Genomic DNA, 16,478 nt, shown 5'->3' on the forward strand with positions numbered 1-16,478 from the left:
TAAGCCTGTTTGTTCTGCGTGTGCGGATGAGCTGTATCTTTGACAGATGTCGTCATTCGCCCTTTCTGAACACGCCCTGATTCTGGTTACGCCGCTTATTAGGAGTGACAACCATGAATCAGATCGCAAACGATCATAGTAATACTCACCAGTCTCTGCTGGCGCAGTTCGGCACGCCATACGAAAGAGTAGAAAAAGCTCTTTCTTCTATGCGTGCAGGCAAGGGAGTCCTCGTCGTTGATGACGAAGACCGTGAAAATGAAGGCGATCTTATTTTCGCTGCAGAGACTCTCACCAATGAACAAATGGCAATGCTCATCCGCGAATGCAGCGGCATTGTCTGTCTCTGCATGACGGATGAAAAACTTCGCAGTCTAGATTTGCCGCAGATGGTGCAGGACAACAACTCATCAATGGGAACAGGTTTTACCGTCACCATCGAAGCTAAGGTTGGCGTCACCACCGGCGTATCTGCAGCAGACCGCGTGACAACAGTTAAAACTGCAATTGCTGATGACTGTAAACCCGATGATTTGGCTCGCCCGGGTCATGTATTCCCTTTACGGGCCATGGCTGGCGGGGTTCTAACCCGTCAAGGACACACAGAAGCAACCTGTGATCTGTCAGCAATGGCTGGATGGAAACCTGCTGGTGTTTTATGCGAAGTGACCAACCCGGATGGCACAATGGCTCGTCTGCCCGAAATCATTGAATTCGGACAAAAACACGATCTGCCTGTTGTATCCATTGACGATATTATCTTGTACCGCAAGAAAACAGAAACGGCTGCAATCGCCGTGTAAAATAGACGGTAATTTCTTTGCTCACTATCCTAAAAAGGCCTCTTACACCTAAGGGGCCTTTTTCTTTTTGCCCCTTTTTTTGAATTTCCCCTTTTTTGAATTACAGGGCAAGAATCAGATGTTCTAGAAAATTATTCTTTGGTTATCTCTTATAAACATTAAGTATGGAGGTATCTATGTCAGCACAAAAACCCAATGTAAAATTTATTGCAATTCCGACAGAGCATGCACGTCACATTCAAGCCGGTGGTAAAGATGAGAACGGCTTAGTTCCTGAGAAGTTAATCTCTGACGGGAATGGTTTTCCCTGTCGCCATTGCCTGAAAGGAATTGAAAAGGATGAAGAAGTGCTGGTAATTTCCTATCGCCCTTTTCCACAGAAGCAACCCTATGCTGAATCCGGCCCTATTTTCCTCCACAGCAAAACTTGTGAAGTTCACCACAGTAACGGAAATATTCCAGATAACATTCAATCCCAGGGAATAACGCTAATCCGCGGCTACAATAGTGATAACAAGATCGTTTACGGCACCGGTAAAACGATCAAATCATCTGATATTAAGGCAGAAGCTCTAAAAATGTTCGAAGCAGATAACATTGCCTATGTACACGCAAGATCCGCTACGAATAATTGCTTTACCTGCCGTATTGAACGTGCTTGATTTTAGACTAACTAGATCGTAGCAAAATATAAAAGCCCTGTGTTTAAACAGGGCTTTTGTTTCTTTAACGAACGCTCCTAGTTACTGAACAAGAACCCATCCGCCATTCGTTTTCTTGGGTAACATAGAAGCAATATCTGCATCTTTTTCAATTCGAAAATCTGTGGCTGAGAGAATGCGGCCATCCCCAGCGCGGAGTAGGCGCAGATTAACAAAAACACTATGCTCACTGATAGAATAGGTTCCAGTTAAAACAGCCTGAGCATTCTGTCGTCCCGCCAAAAAGGCAAGATCTCTGGAAAGCATCAATTCGCCTTGCCTTGGGCGAACAGCGAGTGAATCACGCATTTTAACCTCTGAAACACTGTATCCCAGTTGAGCAATACGACCTGAAAGCTGTTCACTGACTGTACGTCCAAATGTCGAGCTGGTCTCCAGCGCATCGATATCAACAATCGAAGCAACAAGAACGGATGCATTTTGATCCAAGACTTGGTTAGAAGTCATCACAAGGGTATCAGCAGCACGATAAACTTCCGGTAATAGCTCTACAGTTACTTCTGATTTTTCAACAGGCTCACTATAGATGTTAAGAGATTCAGGCGAACAGCCGGCTAATCCGATGAACAACACAGTTGAAAGAAAAAGACGTTTCATTATCGTAACTCCCTACTGCGTCACAATGGCGATGGTTTGAACAGGTAGCTTCTCTTCCGTCCCTGTCGCAGTTGCGCGTACAGGGCGGTCAGCAGGTAAACTGGTCATATAAAGAGAAAGCTCTTCAGGGCGTACGTAAAGGACTTCTGATTTTTGATGAACGAGCTCTGCACCATGAGCGATTGATGTCGTCAAAACCATTTCAGCGTCTGTCACAGCGCCAAAATCAATAAGTCCTCTGACAAGTTCTGTTGCCACCAGTCCAGCACCAATTGTGCTTAACGTCCCCCAGTTACCGTACTCTTTAATACCGATAGCCGTTGCCAAGCCAAAAACTGATTCAGGTGACGCTGGTAAGCGATACCCCTCATCATCATAAAAAAAGCTTTGCACTTGATAGTTCACAATAATCGCCCCTTTGGGCGATGAAACAACCGGTACTCCCGTTGCCAGGAGTTCGTTTTCTAAAATGCGTTTAAAGGCCCTGCTAAAAGGCATATCAAACGGACCAGGTTGAACATAAAAGGGTTTGGGGGAAGAATAGCTAACAATCTCTTTCGTTTTGCTGTCAGTGGAAGAAGCCTCGACAACAGGCGAAACCCCAAAGTCCGGCATAGCTGCCAAATCAGAAACGATACGGGCAGAAGATCGCTGTCCGAGAAGATTCCAATCATTCCATGTGAGAACTTTATATTGGCTATGAGTCGTTTGTGGTTGCTGATCTCGTTTTACCCAAGGCTTTCCACAAGCAGAAAGGGTAAAACTGGCAACGGCCAGAAGTATCACGGCTGGCTTCAACATGAAGCATCTCCAATACAGATTCAACACACAGTAAACTTTGGCACTAGCATTAATGCCTAATACCTGTTTACTGATAAACTCTTTCTGTACCGTTAATTTTTGGCTGTACCGCTATTTTTTCAAATGACGCTTAACTCAAACGTCGGTCAATTTGAACAACCAGTATGAATTAATTCACGCCACCTTCAGGAACCCAGCCTGTCTGCCACTGATCAAGAGGAGACACCGTGGCATTTTCACCGTTCTTGAAGAAAGAGCTGTCAACTGACCACATAGAAGTCTTGTTATTCTCTTTTCCGGAAACCTGTTCTAAAACTGCTGTTGCATGCAGAATATTGCCACTAACCCAACTTCTTAGCTGTGGTTCTTGCAATGCATGATGTTTCAGCAAACCGTCTCTTTCCATAAGTGAGATAAAGTTAGACGCATTTACTGCTTCATCGATGCAATCAAGCTGTCGATCGCCAACATCCCCCAGGAAGGTACCCGCCTTATCTTTATCTGTTCCATTTTGTTGGCCCGCAATCCGTTCAATATACCCGATAGCAACCGTTATTGCCTGACGTTCTTCTGCAGCGGAAAGATCTCTGGCTTTAAATAGTTTTTGAATTTCATGCCACTGCCCCTCATTCAATGAAACCTGGCCTTTGTGCTGACAACCATGACCATAACAGTAGCCAATTTCATCAACAGCATAAGACGTAGATAAATGAGACAAAGCTTTCTCTGATGGTTTTGTAACATTGCAGCCAGAAACAGCCAGTGACAAGAACACGCCAGAAATTAATAAGCCTTTGGACACAAGCCAACTCCATACCAATAGAAAATAATCAACAGCACAAATGCCATTAGGCAACATCCATTGCAATAAGATATCGCCACCTCAACATTGAAAGAGATAACATTTCTGTGTTTATACCGTCAGAGATGAACGGTTATGCATGTAAAATTCTAGACAGCACAAGATAGATAAGCTACCAGCTTCATCCTGGAGATACTGATAACAACATATCAGAGCTATGATAGACAGCTCACCCAAGGAGACATCAATGAGCCATCTGCAAATTCCAACAGAAATTCCTGTTCACGATGACAACCGTGATTTGATGAATGCGCTGCTCATGATTGCTCAACGGGCAGGTGACATCATCATGGAAATCTACAACAGACCTTCCGGTATTGAGGTAGAGAAAAAAGATGACTCATCTCCTGTAACAGAAGCCGATAAAGCAGCAGAAGCATTCATACTTGGAGCACTAAATACTGTTACGCCCGATATTCCCGTGGTTTCAGAAGAAGCCGCTTCAGCAGGCGAAACGCCTGAAATTGATAATGGATTATTCTGGCTGGTTGATCCTGTTGATGGCACAAAAGAATTTATCAACAAAAATGGAGAATTCACCGTTAACATTGGCCTGATTGAAAATGGTATTCCCGTCGCAGGCGTTGTCCATGCTCCCGCAAAAGGATTAACCTGGGTTTCTGCAGATATCTGTGTTTTCTTTGAAGAAGGTTACGAACCAATTGTTGCTCAAGTTCGACCTATTCCCGCCGAAGGCGCTACAGTTGTTGCCAGCCGACGCCACGGCGATAACGACGACTTAAACGCTTTTCTAAAAACCCGTAAAATCAATGAACAAATCGGGGCAGGTTCTTCCCTGAAGATTTGCCTGATCGCGGCAGGTAGAGCAGATCTTTACCCGCGCTTTGGCCCAACCATGGAATGGGATACAGCGGCAGCCCACGCAGTTCTTCTTGCTGCCGGAGGACATCTTAGCGATGCGGATGGAGATCCTTTGACTTATGGGAAGTTTAATTTCCGAAATCCATATTTTGTTGCCGAAGGCGAACATCTGGATGCCGGATTTGATTTGTCAGATGAAGACCTTCCCGCAGAAGAGAAATAAACCGAAATTATCCGATGGTATCAGCCCCCAAAAACAGATATCCAAATATCTTTGATGCAAATCAAGCAGGATTGGAACATGCTTGTAACTTGCTACGTTCAGGCAAGCTGGTCGCATTTCCAACGGAAACCGTTTATGGGCTTGGCGCTAATGCAACAAATGCAAAAGCCTGTGCATCAATCTATGAAGCGAAAGGAAGACCTAGCTTCAACCCCTTGATCGTGCACTTCCCAGATATTACAGAAGCTGAGAAACGGGTAAGCTTCAATGCAAAAGCTCAAAAGCTAGCCCATGCCTTCTGGCCTGGCCCTTTAACGTTAGTACTTCCGCGAACTGAAAACTGTGATATTGCCGAGCTTTGTTCTGCTGGTCTTCCAAGTCTCGCAGTACGTGTTCCAGGGCACCCGATCGCCCATGCTTTACTCCAACAGTCCGGCCTTCCACTCGCAGCCCCCAGCGCCAATGCTTCAGGAAAAATAAGCCCAACTAAATCAGAGCACGTCGCCTACTCGCTTGGAGGAAAAGTATCCTGTATCCTCGACGGCAAGGATAAAGCCTGCACAGTTGGCCTTGAATCAACAGTCATTGACTTAACAGGGGAAGTTCCCGTCTTGCTTCGGCCGGGAAATATCACCAGGGAAGAGATAGAAGACGTTATTGGTTCCATCCAACTTGGCAAGTCGTTGATGGAACGCAAAGCAGAATCTTCATCCGGGGATGAAACAACAGAAGATACATTACAGCCCTCTGATCCGCTTAAATCTCCGGGATTATTGAAAAGCCATTATGCTCCCACACTGCCACTGCGGTTGAACGCAGTAGACGTTGCAGCAGATGAAGCACTACTCGCCTTTGGCAATAAACCACTTACAGGATCAGGGTACTACCTCAATCTAAGTGAAAAAGGTGACCTGTTGGAGGCAGCAGCAAATCTTTTTGCAGCACTTCACGCACTGGATCAAAAACCGAATGTCCGGGGCATTGCCGTTATGCCAATCCCGGACACTGGTTTGGGCCTTGCAATTAATGATCGACTAAAACGCGCTGCTGCCCCCAGATAAAAACAGCATTTCAATCTAGTCTTTTAGCATTCCAAACTCTAGCAACGCTTTGTTCATGAGTACCGGATCCGTGAAATGGATAACTTTGAAACCCAAATCCTTGGCGACCATAATATTATCTTCACGATCATCAATAAAAACGCACTCTTGTGCTTCCAAAGAGAAATCAGATAACAGGCGATGATAAATTCTCGGGTCCGGCTTTGCCAGCTTCACCGTGCCGGAAACAGTTATACCCTTGAAATACTGTAAAAATGGAAAGCGTGCTTCCGCGTGAGGAAATGTCTCTTCCGACCAATTTGTTAAGCCATAAAGTGGTGTCTGTTGGGCATGGAGCTTTTCAAGCGTTTCAACCGTTCCCGTGATTTCATCCCCAAGTGTATCAGGCCATCTTGTCAATAACAGAGCGAGCACCTCTTTATATTCCGGAAACTTTTCCTGAAGCTCACCAATAACACTGGAAAAGCTTTCCCCGGCATCCAGTCTGTGATTGGCGTCAAAGGTAAAGACGTCCCGTAAGAAACGCTCCATCTCTTCTGTCGTGGAAAATTCTGATTGATAAAGATATCGCAAATTCCAATCAATCAGCACGCCACCAAAATCAAAAACAACATTTTTTATCATGAATCTCTCAAGAAAAATCTGTTAGAACAAATGGGTAATAGAATAATTCTGGCCCCCCAGAGAAAAGAGATTTAGGCTAAGAGCATCCCTTTACCAATCAACCTTGCAAGAAATCCTGTCAAAATAATGACCGACAAAAATATTTCTCCAAAGCTGCCGCAAAAGTTCTTGTCTGATTTGGAAACAGCTATTGGCATCAAGGCAATAATTACCAACCATGATGACATCGCGCCTTATATGGTTGAGCAACGGGGGCGTTTTGTCGGGGAAACATCTTTGGTTGTTACCCCCCAAACAACGCAAGAAGTATCAGATGTTGTCAAACTATGTGCAGAACATAGTATCGGAATAGTTCCTCAAGGCGGCCATACCGGACTTGTAAGCGGCGGAATTCCCTTTGCTGGTGATAATGCAATTGTACTTAATACAAGCCGGTTGAACAAAATACGGGCTATTGATCCCGTAAATAACACCATGATTGTGGAAGCGGGGTGTATTCTACAGACAATACAAGAGCATGCTGATAACCACGATCGTTTATTCCCTCTGTCACTGGGCGCAGAAGGCAGTTGTCAGATCGGCGGCAATATTGCGACGAATGCCGGTGGTATTAATGTCATCCGCTATGGAAACACACGACAATTGGTATTGGGATTGGAAGTCGTGACACCTACGGGGGAAATATGGAATGGCCTTAGAGCTTTGCAAAAAGACAATACAGGTTACGACCTGAAGCAACTCTACATTGGGTCAGAGGGAACACTCGGGATTATTACCGCAGCAGTTCTTCAACTGTTTCCCAAACCGAAAGAACAGCAAACTGCCATATTGGCTCTTACAGATCTCGATGCCGCCCTACCCTTACTTAATCAGGCGCAAGAGATGCTCGGTGATGCTCTCACATCTTTTGAACTTTTACCACGGATCGGTGTAGATTTTTCTTTAAAACATGGCCAGGGTGTGGTTGATCCGATTGAGGGACGATACGACTGGTACATCCTGATGGAAGCTTCAGTTTCTCTTACAGATTCTAACCTTAAAGCTCTTTTTCAGAACTACCTGGAAACAGCCTTTGAAAAAAACTGGGTACAGGACGGCGTTTTGGCACAAAGCAAGGCACAGTCAGATAGCTTTTGGTTACTCCGGGAAAACATAACGCTGTGCCAAAAAGCAGAGGGCGGTTCTATAAAACATGATATTTCAGTGCCAGTCTCGTCGGTACCCGCTTTTATCAAGGCAGCGAATGAAGCCGTTCGGAAAATGATCCCCGGCATCAGACCTCACCCCTTTGGGCATTTAGGGGATGGCAACATTCACTACAACCTCTCCCAACCTCTGGATATGGATAAACAGGATTACCTGGATCGCTGGGAAGAAGTAAATAGAGTTGTGCACGACATCGTACATAACTTTAACGGATCAATTTCAGCGGAACATGGCATAGGTCGTGTAAAACGAGATGAAAACCAACATTACAAATCGCCTGTGGAAATGCAGCTAATGAAAAACATAAAAAAATCTTTGGACCCCAAAGGCATCATGAACCCCGGCAAGCTCATCAGACCAAACTAATAGCGGTAAACACCTCCTGCTAATGAATCCCGCACCAAAACAAGTGTTACAGTTATGATTATCAGACCCCATAAACCAGAAGACGCCGCTACTCTGTTTCAACTGTTCTATGATACTATTCACAAAGTAAATATTCAGGATTACTCTCAAGAACAGGTAAATGCCTGGGCGCCGGAAAACTTCGATATAAAGCGATGGCAGGAAAGAACAAAGAGTTATTTTATTTTCGTTGCCGAGGATGCGAGTGGCATTTCAGGATTTGCCGAACTTGAACAAAATGGACACATCGATTGTTTTTATGTTCATCATGAGAAACAGGGACTTGGTATCGGACATAAGTTAATGTCAGAGCTCGAGCAAAAAGCACACACCCTCAAACTGGATGAAATCTATGCCGAAGTAAGTATTACTGCGCGACCATTCTTTGAAAGGAAAGGGTTTCAAGTTCGGCAAAAGCAGGATGTTTTATTGCGCGGACAGTATTTAACAAACTATAAAATGGGTAAATCATTAAATAATATTTCATAGGATTTTATACCCAATTCATCATTCGATGACAAAAAGTTGATCATTAAAACTGATTTGTTGGTACAACGTTAATCACTTCATTCTAACTTATAGAAAAGTCGCAAGACAGCTCGCTATAAGGGTAGTGCAATGCTACCAAAATTTCCTGGATGTGAAGTATGCTACGTTACATAAGTGATCAAAAAATTAGAACACGGATACTTTTTTGTCTCCTTCTCCCTATTTTAGCCCTACTTACTCTTTCCAGTTATAATCTGGTCAAAGAACAAAAAGCTTTGGGCACATCTCAAAAACTTGAAGATCTTGCTATTCTGGCACCGAGTTTGGGCAACTTCGTCCATGAATTACAGACTGAACGTGATCTCTCAGCAAGCTTTTTGAGCAATAGTGGAAAGACTTTCAGTTCTGCATTAAAAAAACAAATCAAGAAGACTGATACTGTTTTATCTGCATATACAAAAAACTTAGCAGCATTCGACGTAAACGCTTACGAAACTTCTTTCATGAAGAAAATTGATCGTGTTCAGGAATCATTGAACGAGCTCAAAAACAACCGACAATCTGTCTTGAACCAAACCCTGAAAAGGGGCCATGCTATACGTTACTATCAGCGTACAATTGCTCGGCTTTTATCAACAATCGAAGTTATGGCCGTCATCAGTGATGACGCAAATATTACCCGAGTGATTGCCGCGTACACTTCTTTCTTACAGGGTAAAGAACGCGCAAGCAGAGAACGACACATTGGAGCACAAGGCTTTCAAAGTGGTAGCTTTTCCCCCAGCTCCTACAGAAGTTTTTCTCAGATGATTGCATCACAATCAGCCTATTTGAATGATGCTGGTAAATTCGCAAGTCCGGATGAATTCGCATACTTCAACAAAACAATTAGCGGGCCAGTCATTAAAGATGTCAACCAAATGCGACAAGCTGCATTCAAAAGTTTCTCATCTGGTGATACCGGTGGCATACAAGAATCTCGATGGATAGAACAAGCTACTGCCCGGTTAGAGCTTTTCAAATTGATGGAGGATTATTTTGCACGTGATCTCATAGATTTAGCGAGCGCCACCAAAACAGATCAACAGACACGTTTTCTGATTGTATCTATATCGCTTGTCGTCCTTCTCTCACTCACAGCTTTTATTGTCCTTACAACCGTGCGCAGCATTGTAAGACCTGTTGCCCACCTGACCGAAGTTATGCAAAAGCTCGCAAAGGGAGATAACGGCGTTGAGGTTTCCGGGCTAGAAAAACAACGCTGTGAAATTTCCGATATGTCCAGAGCCGTGCTGGTGTTCAAGGAAAACGCAATCAGGAATACAGAGCTGGAAAAGGCTGATCGTATCAGCCGTGAAAAGCGCGAAAAAAGAACCGCTGAAATCGAAACGCTGGTTGGCGTTTTTGATAATACGATCAATGAAACGCTTAAGGACCTTTCTAGCCTATCAGGCGAGCTGGAGGGATCTGCCAAGACTATGTCTTCAACGGCCAACACAGCGCGAGATGAGTCAACCTCAGCAGAGGTATCCACTGAAAATGCTGCTTCCAATGTAGAGACCATGTCATCAGCAGCTCAAGAACTTGTAAGCTCCATAAATGAAATTTCGAACCAGGTATCCCAGGCCAAACAGTCTGCGCTAGATGCCGTTGGTGCCGCCGAAAAATCTACAACCACTTTAAGAGGACTATCCGACTCAGCCCAAAGTATTGGCGAAGTCATTCAACTCATTCAAGAGATCGCAGAACAGACCAATCTGTTGGCCTTGAACGCAACTATCGAGGCCGCAAGAGCCGGAGAAGCAGGTAAAGGTTTCGCTGTGGTTGCTAATGAAGTGAAAAATCTGGCCAACCAAACGGCAAAAGCTACAGAAGATATTTCAACACAGATCAATGCCATTCAAAGTACCACGGAAACTGCGGTTCAAACCAATGAATCAGTTTCTCAACAAATCGATCAAATATCCGAAGTATCCACAGCCATTGCCGCTGCTGTAGAACAGCAATCAGCAGCTACGACCGAGATTACACGCAATGCCCAACTTGCCGCCGATGGCACATCCGTCGTCAGTGACAACATAAAACGTGTGAAGAATTCTACAGAAGAAACCGGAAGTGCTGCCGAGAAGGTTTTGGAACTTGCAAGCATTTTGCAATCTAAAGCCGACAATCTGGAAAAAGACGTTGATCAATTCCTCGACGGTGTACGCTCCGCCTAATTTAGAGAGTCTCCTATAACAAAAAAGCCTCAGAGTTAAGAAAACTCCGAGGCTTTTTTAATGACAATAATCAATGTTATTTCATAGTCGGCATCATAAATTCAGCACCACTACGAATGCCCGTTGGCCAACGGGTCGTTACAGTCTTCAGACGGGTGTAGAAACGAATACCTTCCGGGCCATGCATGGAATGATCACCAAACAGAGATCTTTTCCAACCACCAAAAGAATGGAAGGCCATCGGTACAGGAATTGGCACATTTACACCAACCATGCCGATTTGAATCTTGTGCGAGAATTCACGCGCAGAATCTCCGTCGCGGGTAAAAATCGCAGTACCATTTCCATATTCGTGATCGTTAATCAGCTTAACAGCCTCATCAAAGGTATTTACACGAACAACGGCGAGTACCGGGCCGAAAATTTCTTCTTTGTAGATCGTCATATCCGACGTTACGTTATCAAACAGACATCCGCCGATGAAATAACCGTTTTCAAGGCCTTCCGGTTTTTTACCACGACCATCAACAACCAGCTTTGCGCCTTCATTCACACCAGCATCGACAAAGCCAGTAACCTTAGCTAGATGCTCTGCAGAGATCAAAGCACCCATTTCTGCATCAGAAACTTCATAGTGCGCAATTTTAAGGGCTTCAACTTTTGGTGCGAGCTTCTCAATAAGAGTATCAGCAGCTTCATCACCAACAGCAACCGCAACAGAAATCGCCATGCAACGCTCACCAGCCGACCCATAGGCTGCACCCATCAGGGCATCTACAGCCTGATCCATATCAGCATCCGGCATCACAACCATATGGTTCTTTGCACCGCCAAGTGCCTGAACACGCTTCCCGTTTGCTGTACCCGTTTTATATACATACTCGGCAATCGGAGTTGACCCAACAAAGCTGACGGCTTTGACGCGCTCATCTTCCAACAAGGTATCAACCGCTTCTTTATCACCGTTTACAACGTTAAGTACGCCATCCGGTAATCCTGCCTCTTTCAAAAGTTCAGCGAGACGCAAAGGGCAAGACGGATCTTTTTCAGAAGGCTTCAGGATAAAGGTATTACCGCAGGCAATTGCGATAGGGAACATCCACATGGGAACCATCGCCGGAAAGTTGAACGGTGTAATCCCTGCGCAAACACCAACAGGCTGACGCGCAGAGTGACTATCGACGCCTGTGCCAACATTTTCGCTATGTTCGCCTTTCAGAAGGTGCGGGATACCACAAGCAAACTCGACAACTTCCAAACCACGGGTAATTGACCCAATGGCATCGCTGATAACTTTACCATGTTCGGCACTGACCATTGCCGCCAACTCATCCATGTTCTGTTCGATAAGCTCTTTGAACTTGAACATAACCCGTGCACGTCTTAGAGGCGGAGTTGCTGCCCAACCTGGTAACGCAGCTTCAGCGACAGCAATCGCGTCACGAACTTCGTCAGCAGAAGCCAATGCCACTTCACCAGAAACCTGCCCCAAAGCAGGATTGTGAATCTTGGCAGACCGACCGCTGTTTCCAACAACTTTTTGCCCGTTAATAAAATGTCCGATTTGTTGGCTCATTAGCCTGCTCCCACATTGCTAGTTGCAGCTGTTTTCTGGCTGTAACAAGGTTTTTAGTTTCATATTTGTCATTTTGAGTTTTTGGCATTTCCGCTTTATAGCTTTCGCAAAAATGACTTTTATTCTTCGAGAGCATTTAAGAGTTTGAGCTCTCTTGTTCATATATCCAGTTTTATCTATTCTCTATATCCAGATATATCTTTACTCCCTAAATCGTATATATTTCTGTGAATGATTATTACACCTGCGCACGAAAAGATGACTTAGAGATCAGTAGTAAACACAAATGCAACATCATTTATTCTACAAAATAATTATTTGGAATAAATATTCTAAATTAAACAAATGTCAAGCTGAATCCAAGAGACGGACAAAGGACTCCATGTAATGTCAGAAAGTCTTTTTATTCTGGACAAAGGAAGTACTGAATCTCTTCAACTTCAAATCAGGAGACAGTTTGTCTCTGCTATACTCGGCGGGAGCTTACCAGCCGGGAAACCCGTTCCTTCCAGCAGAAAGTTGGCTGAACAGCTTGGCGTATCCCGTATTACAGTTACTCAAGCATACAACTCTCTAATCGACGATGGATACCTGACCTCTAAAGAACGGAGTGGTATCTACGTCAGTGATCGCCTGACGCTTCCTTTAATACCGGAACAGCCCCCCAAGCGAAAAAAAACGTCTCCACCGGATCCTGTTTTTCGACAAATGAAGCACCGGCCCAGTCACCAGCAAAATATTGAGAAGCCACAAAACTGGCGTGATTACCCCTACCCCTTTGTGACAGCACAGGTCGATAAATCTCTTTTCCCGATAGCCGCCTGGAGAGAATGTTCCCGACAAGCATTAAGCGTAAATGCGATGGCAGATTGGACCGAGGATCGTTTGGGAATAGATGACCCATTTCTAATCGAACAAATAAGAACCAGACTACTACCCACACGGGGTATTCATGCAAGTGAAGAGGAAATTCTGGTAACAGCAGGTGCTCAAAACAGCCTCTATATCCTTTCCCGACTTTTCCTTAACAACAACACCCTGTTTGGTATGGAGAACCCGGGTTATCCGGATCTACGGAACATTATTCAATTAATCGGTTCACGTATTCAGTACCTGAAACTCGACAATCATGGCTTAATTCCTGATCAGCAAATAGATAATTGTAACGTCCTTGCGGTCACGCCAAGCCACCAGTTCCCCACAACCGTCACAATGCCTTTGCTAAGAAGAAAGGAACTACTCGAACGTGCTGCGACCAACAATACGCTGATCATTGAAGATGATTATGAGCCTGAATTGAATTTTGAAAGTTCTCCAACCCCTGCCCTGAAATCACTGGATAACACTGGACGTGTTGTTTATGTCGGAAGTCTCTCGAAGTCTTTCTTTCCGGGATTACGGCTTGGCTATCTCGTCGCCTCAAAAGAAATTATTCATGAAGCAAGAGCACTTGGTCGTCTCATGCATCGGCACACTCCGACCAACAATCAGCGAACCATGGCGTTGTTCCTCGCACTTGGACACCATGATGCCTTGCGGAAAAAATTAAGACGAATATATAAAAATAGATGGCTAGAAATGAAAAACGGGCTGGAAAAAATTGGGCTCAATTTCCAGAAATCATCAGGTGGATCCAGTTTTTGGGTAGAGGGCTCTCAAGATTTGGACAGTAAAGAGCTTTTGCAGAGGGCACTCAAAAAAGGAGTGGTGCTGGAACCTGGTGCAATTTACTACTTTGACGCTATTCCCCCAAAACATTATTTTCGCCTTGGTTACACAGCAATTGAACGCGCTTCAATTGATCATGGCTTGAAGCAGCTTTGCTCATCTCTGAATGAGCTTAATTAAACTTAATGAAGTGTCAGCCCTACTGTTGGAACCAAATCATACTCTTCATCTTCAACCAATTCCGGCATCGGGATCATATCTTCATCCTGTGCTGTTTCAACAGAATGCATATAAAAAGAAAGCATTCCCTGATTAAGAAATGGCGTTGGACGATAAGCATCACTTTCAGTCGATGTCACGTCAATCTCGGCAAGACCATCATTAGCATCGTCCAGAAAAAGGTCAGACATTTTCGATGAAGCAGTTTCAATTGATCGTAGAGACTGGTTCAAATCATCTGAACCGGGCTGTACTGTATTTTCAAAAGCAACAGAATTAGCTAGCATTTCCTGCAAAGCATGAACTCCTTGCCCGGACCCAGCCGGTATACTCAAAAGACCATCATTAGCCTTTACCAAACTTTCTTCCCTGAACGTCTCAGAGAAGCTTTCCCCCAATTGTGCGACAGCAACCATAAAAGCCTCCTACAAGCAGGCCTATTTTAGAAAATTAAATCTAAAATTTACGTTAAATATTTCTTGACAAAAATTAACCATAAATTGCGAATGAAATTATTTTGTTGTTGAGATACAATAAGTTTAAAGTTTTTTTAATCACAATCAGTTACCCATGATTAAAAATTATTTGCTGTAAGGGAGATCCAGCCAATGAGTGAATCAGTTGAAGATCGCAGGATATTTCCTAGAGCAGAGGTAGTTCTGGCTGGGCGAGTTGACGGTAATCTACGCAAAAAAGACTGTGCCGTTATGGATATCTCTTTAACAGGGGCAAAGCTTGAGTTTGATAACCCGATAACAGGCGAAATAATCGAAACCCTCCGCTTCTCACAATCAGCAGCCCTCAATGTTTCCGTTGCCTGGGATCACGGCACAAGTGTCGGGATAAACTTCACCGATGCGCCCCATGACATTGCTAATGTTCTTGAACCTCTGTTACCAAAAAGTTGTTTTGAGCCTTTTGATAATAAAAGTTAAGTGCGCAAATATTAATGAAATGAATGCATAAAAAAATCCTGCGAAAAACTTCGCAGGATTTTTTTATGCATGTTTTTTACAGAACTAAACGTCCTCTTCTTCACCGGGAAGTCCAGGCAATCCACGTTCTTTCCTTGGTGTTCGGCCAAAGAAATCCCTATAACATTTTGAAAAGTGGGACGCCGATACAAAGCCACATGCCAAGGCCACATCGATAACAGACATATTTGTCTGCAATAGAAGAAGGCGTGCTTTGTTTAATCTCAGTTCAAGATAATAGCGTGCAGGAGAGCGGCTCAGATATTTACGAAATAGTCTTTCGAGCTGTCGGGTTGAAAGCCCTGCATCTTTGGCAAGCTGAATACGTGTCAGAGGCTCTTCCAAGTTCTCTTCCATCAGCTTGATAACCGCCAATAGCTTCGGATGCCTAACACCTAATCGAACCGGCATCGACATACGTTGTTGATCATGCTCATCACGAATACGATCATGCATAAACTGGTTCGCAACCACCCCAGCCAATTCGTGTCCATGTTGCGCAGAGATAACATTGAGCATCATGTCCAGCGACGCGGTTCCACCAGCACAGGTAAAACGGTTGCGATCAATCTCGAACAATTCAGGCGTGACCTCAATTTCCGGGAAATCTTCTAGAAATCCAGCCAAGTTTTCCCAGTGGATCGTGCAGCTATAGTCATCAAGCAATCCAGCTTTTGCCAGAATATGCGCCCCAGTACAAAGCGCACCGATATCAACGCCTTTGCGTTCTATACGGCGTAACCAAGAATGAATGCGCCTGTCTTCAATCTTGTGCGCGTCTTCACCACTGCAAATGACAGCAGCATGAAAACTATCGAGTTCATCAAGATTAATGTCGGGTGAAATCGGGATACCACAGGACGATATAACGGGTTGATCATCAACGCTGACGAGGTTCCAACTATAAAGCTTTTTCCCTGCCTGCCTATTCGCAAGTCTTAACGGCTCTATCGCAGACGTAAAAGCAATAAGAGAGAATTTTGGCACAAGGAAAAAAACAATGCGCTGCGGCAATTCTTGCGGGGCTTTTCTAATCATCTCTAAACTTTCACCTGACACGCATGTTCGCAATATGGAGATACAATTTATTAGTTAGTGCGTTTAAGTACCACCAGAACGCAGAATACCATTATTCATAACATTATTCTCTTGCGCGAACCTTAAAATGTACACCCATTTCATTCTGAGCTTATTTTACTCTTTAAAA

At 44.3% G+C, this 16,478-nt stretch carries 16 protein-coding genes; 9 read left to right on the forward strand and 7 right to left on the reverse strand.

What is annotated here, in order from left to right:
- The first annotated feature begins 113 nt into the window (after window positions 1–113).
- Both ribB and BKB51_RS07935 read left to right on the forward strand, forming a co-directional pair.
- Entirely contained in the window at window positions 114–803 is a 690-nt protein-coding gene (ribB, locus tag BKB51_RS07930) for a 3,4-dihydroxy-2-butanone-4-phosphate synthase (RefSeq protein WP_085900551.1), read from the forward strand.
- Window positions 804–979: 176 nt separating this feature from the next.
- Complete coding sequence (locus BKB51_RS07935; protein ID WP_085900552.1) at window positions 980–1,465, forward strand: DUF1203 domain-containing protein; 486 nt, start codon at window positions 980–982, stop codon at window positions 1,463–1,465.
- A gap of 81 nt (window positions 1,466–1,546) precedes the next feature.
- On the opposite strand, the gene BKB51_RS07940 is transcribed toward BKB51_RS07935, so the two are convergent.
- The 3 genes from BKB51_RS07940 to BKB51_RS07950 form a co-directional block, all read right to left on the reverse strand.
- Entirely contained in the window at window positions 1,547–2,122 is a 576-nt protein-coding gene (locus tag BKB51_RS07940; RefSeq protein ID WP_085900553.1) for a FlgO family outer membrane protein, read from the reverse strand.
- 12 nt (window positions 2,123–2,134) lie between these two features.
- Window positions 2,135–2,923: a hypothetical protein gene (locus tag BKB51_RS07945; protein ID WP_085900554.1), complete on the reverse strand. Its 789-nt coding sequence runs from the start codon at window positions 2,921–2,923 to the stop codon at window positions 2,135–2,137.
- A gap of 169 nt (window positions 2,924–3,092) precedes the next feature.
- Window positions 3,093–3,725 carry a hypothetical protein gene (locus BKB51_RS07950; protein ID WP_085900555.1) on the reverse strand — a complete coding sequence of 211 codons (633 nt, stop codon included), beginning with the start codon at window positions 3,723–3,725 and terminating at the stop codon, window positions 3,093–3,095.
- A gap of 247 nt (window positions 3,726–3,972) precedes the next feature.
- On the opposite strand from BKB51_RS07950, the gene cysQ reads away from it, so the two are divergent.
- A complete protein-coding gene (cysQ, locus tag BKB51_RS07955) occupies window positions 3,973–4,830 on the forward strand; it encodes a 3'(2'),5'-bisphosphate nucleotidase CysQ (RefSeq protein ID WP_085900556.1) in 858 nt (285 codons plus the stop codon).
- A gap of 14 nt (window positions 4,831–4,844) precedes the next feature.
- The gene (locus tag BKB51_RS07960; RefSeq protein WP_085900557.1) at window positions 4,845–5,891 is read left to right on the forward strand and encodes an L-threonylcarbamoyladenylate synthase; all 1,047 of its coding nucleotides are present in this window, start codon (window positions 4,845–4,847) and stop codon (window positions 5,889–5,891) included.
- Window positions 5,892–5,906: 15 nt separating this feature from the next.
- On the opposite strand, the gene BKB51_RS07965 is transcribed toward BKB51_RS07960, so the two are convergent.
- A complete protein-coding gene (locus BKB51_RS07965) occupies window positions 5,907–6,515 on the reverse strand; it encodes an HAD family hydrolase (protein ID WP_085900558.1) in 609 nt (202 codons plus the stop codon).
- Between the two features lie 126 nt (window positions 6,516–6,641).
- On the opposite strand from BKB51_RS07965, the gene BKB51_RS07970 reads away from it, so the two are divergent.
- From BKB51_RS07970 to BKB51_RS07980, 3 genes are all read left to right on the forward strand, one after another.
- Window positions 6,642–8,087, forward strand: a complete 1,446-nt coding sequence (locus BKB51_RS07970) for an FAD-binding oxidoreductase (protein ID WP_085900559.1) — start codon at window positions 6,642–6,644, stop codon at window positions 8,085–8,087.
- 54 nt (window positions 8,088–8,141) lie between these two features.
- Window positions 8,142–8,615 (forward strand): GNAT family N-acetyltransferase, encoded by a 474-nt coding sequence (locus BKB51_RS07975; RefSeq protein WP_085900560.1) that lies wholly within the window; start codon window positions 8,142–8,144, stop codon window positions 8,613–8,615.
- A 158-nt stretch (window positions 8,616–8,773) separates the two neighbouring features.
- Complete coding sequence (locus BKB51_RS07980; protein ID WP_085900561.1) at window positions 8,774–10,834, forward strand: methyl-accepting chemotaxis protein; 2,061 nt, start codon at window positions 8,774–8,776, stop codon at window positions 10,832–10,834.
- 76 nt (window positions 10,835–10,910) lie between these two features.
- Here the strand turns inward: BKB51_RS07980 and BKB51_RS07985 are convergent, their stop codons facing one another.
- Window positions 10,911–12,410, reverse strand: a complete 1,500-nt coding sequence (locus BKB51_RS07985; protein ID WP_085900562.1) for a CoA-acylating methylmalonate-semialdehyde dehydrogenase — start codon at window positions 12,408–12,410, stop codon at window positions 10,911–10,913.
- A gap of 387 nt (window positions 12,411–12,797) precedes the next feature.
- On the opposite strand from BKB51_RS07985, the gene pdxR reads away from it, so the two are divergent.
- Entirely contained in the window at window positions 12,798–14,258 is a 1,461-nt protein-coding gene (pdxR, locus tag BKB51_RS07990; RefSeq protein WP_085900563.1) for a MocR-like pyridoxine biosynthesis transcription factor PdxR, read from the forward strand.
- Between the two features lie 2 nt (window positions 14,259–14,260).
- On the opposite strand, the gene BKB51_RS07995 is transcribed toward pdxR, so the two are convergent.
- Entirely contained in the window at window positions 14,261–14,713 is a 453-nt protein-coding gene (locus BKB51_RS07995; RefSeq protein ID WP_085900564.1) for a hypothetical protein, read from the reverse strand.
- Between the two features lie 192 nt (window positions 14,714–14,905).
- On the opposite strand from BKB51_RS07995, the gene BKB51_RS08000 reads away from it, so the two are divergent.
- Window positions 14,906–15,232, forward strand: a complete 327-nt coding sequence (locus BKB51_RS08000; RefSeq protein WP_085900565.1) for a PilZ domain-containing protein — start codon at window positions 14,906–14,908, stop codon at window positions 15,230–15,232.
- Between the two features lie 84 nt (window positions 15,233–15,316).
- Here the strand turns inward: BKB51_RS08000 and BKB51_RS08005 are convergent, their stop codons facing one another.
- Window positions 15,317–16,309: a GlxA family transcriptional regulator gene (locus tag BKB51_RS08005; protein ID WP_085900566.1), complete on the reverse strand. Its 993-nt coding sequence runs from the start codon at window positions 16,307–16,309 to the stop codon at window positions 15,317–15,319.
- Between the last annotated feature and the right edge of the window lie 169 nt (window positions 16,310–16,478).

It is taken from the genome of Kiloniella majae, from assembly GCF_002118315.1.
Lineage (GTDB): Bacteria > Pseudomonadota > Alphaproteobacteria > Kiloniellales > Kiloniellaceae > Kiloniella > Kiloniella majae.

Coding starts and splice junctions, on each gene's coding strand:
- BKB51_RS07985 (WP_085900562.1), bottom strand. CDS start 12,410: ATGAGCCAACAAATCGGACATTTTATTAACGGGCAAAAAGTTGTTGGA.
- BKB51_RS07995 (WP_085900564.1), bottom strand. CDS start 14,713: ATGGTTGCTGTCGCACAATTGGGGGAAAGCTTCTCTGAGACGTTCAGG.
- cysQ (WP_085900556.1), top strand. CDS start 3,973: ATGAGCCATCTGCAAATTCCAACAGAAATTCCTGTTCACGATGACAAC.
- BKB51_RS07960 (WP_085900557.1), top strand. CDS start 4,845: ATGGTATCAGCCCCCAAAAACAGATATCCAAATATCTTTGATGCAAAT.
- BKB51_RS08005 (WP_085900566.1), bottom strand. CDS start 16,309: ATGATTAGAAAAGCCCCGCAAGAATTGCCGCAGCGCATTGTTTTTTTC.
- BKB51_RS07965 (WP_085900558.1), bottom strand. CDS start 6,515: ATGATAAAAAATGTTGTTTTTGATTTTGGTGGCGTGCTGATTGATTGG.
- BKB51_RS07970 (WP_085900559.1), top strand. CDS start 6,642: ATGACCGACAAAAATATTTCTCCAAAGCTGCCGCAAAAGTTCTTGTCT.
- pdxR (WP_085900563.1), top strand. CDS start 12,798: ATGTCAGAAAGTCTTTTTATTCTGGACAAAGGAAGTACTGAATCTCTT.
- BKB51_RS07945 (WP_085900554.1), bottom strand. CDS start 2,923: ATGTTGAAGCCAGCCGTGATACTTCTGGCCGTTGCCAGTTTTACCCTT.
- BKB51_RS07980 (WP_085900561.1), top strand. CDS start 8,774: ATGCTACGTTACATAAGTGATCAAAAAATTAGAACACGGATACTTTTT.
- ribB (WP_085900551.1), top strand. CDS start 114: ATGAATCAGATCGCAAACGATCATAGTAATACTCACCAGTCTCTGCTG.
- BKB51_RS08000 (WP_085900565.1), top strand. CDS start 14,906: ATGAGTGAATCAGTTGAAGATCGCAGGATATTTCCTAGAGCAGAGGTA.
- BKB51_RS07935 (WP_085900552.1), top strand. CDS start 980: ATGTCAGCACAAAAACCCAATGTAAAATTTATTGCAATTCCGACAGAG.
- BKB51_RS07975 (WP_085900560.1), top strand. CDS start 8,142: ATGATTATCAGACCCCATAAACCAGAAGACGCCGCTACTCTGTTTCAA.
- BKB51_RS07940 (WP_085900553.1), bottom strand. CDS start 2,122: ATGAAACGTCTTTTTCTTTCAACTGTGTTGTTCATCGGATTAGCCGGC.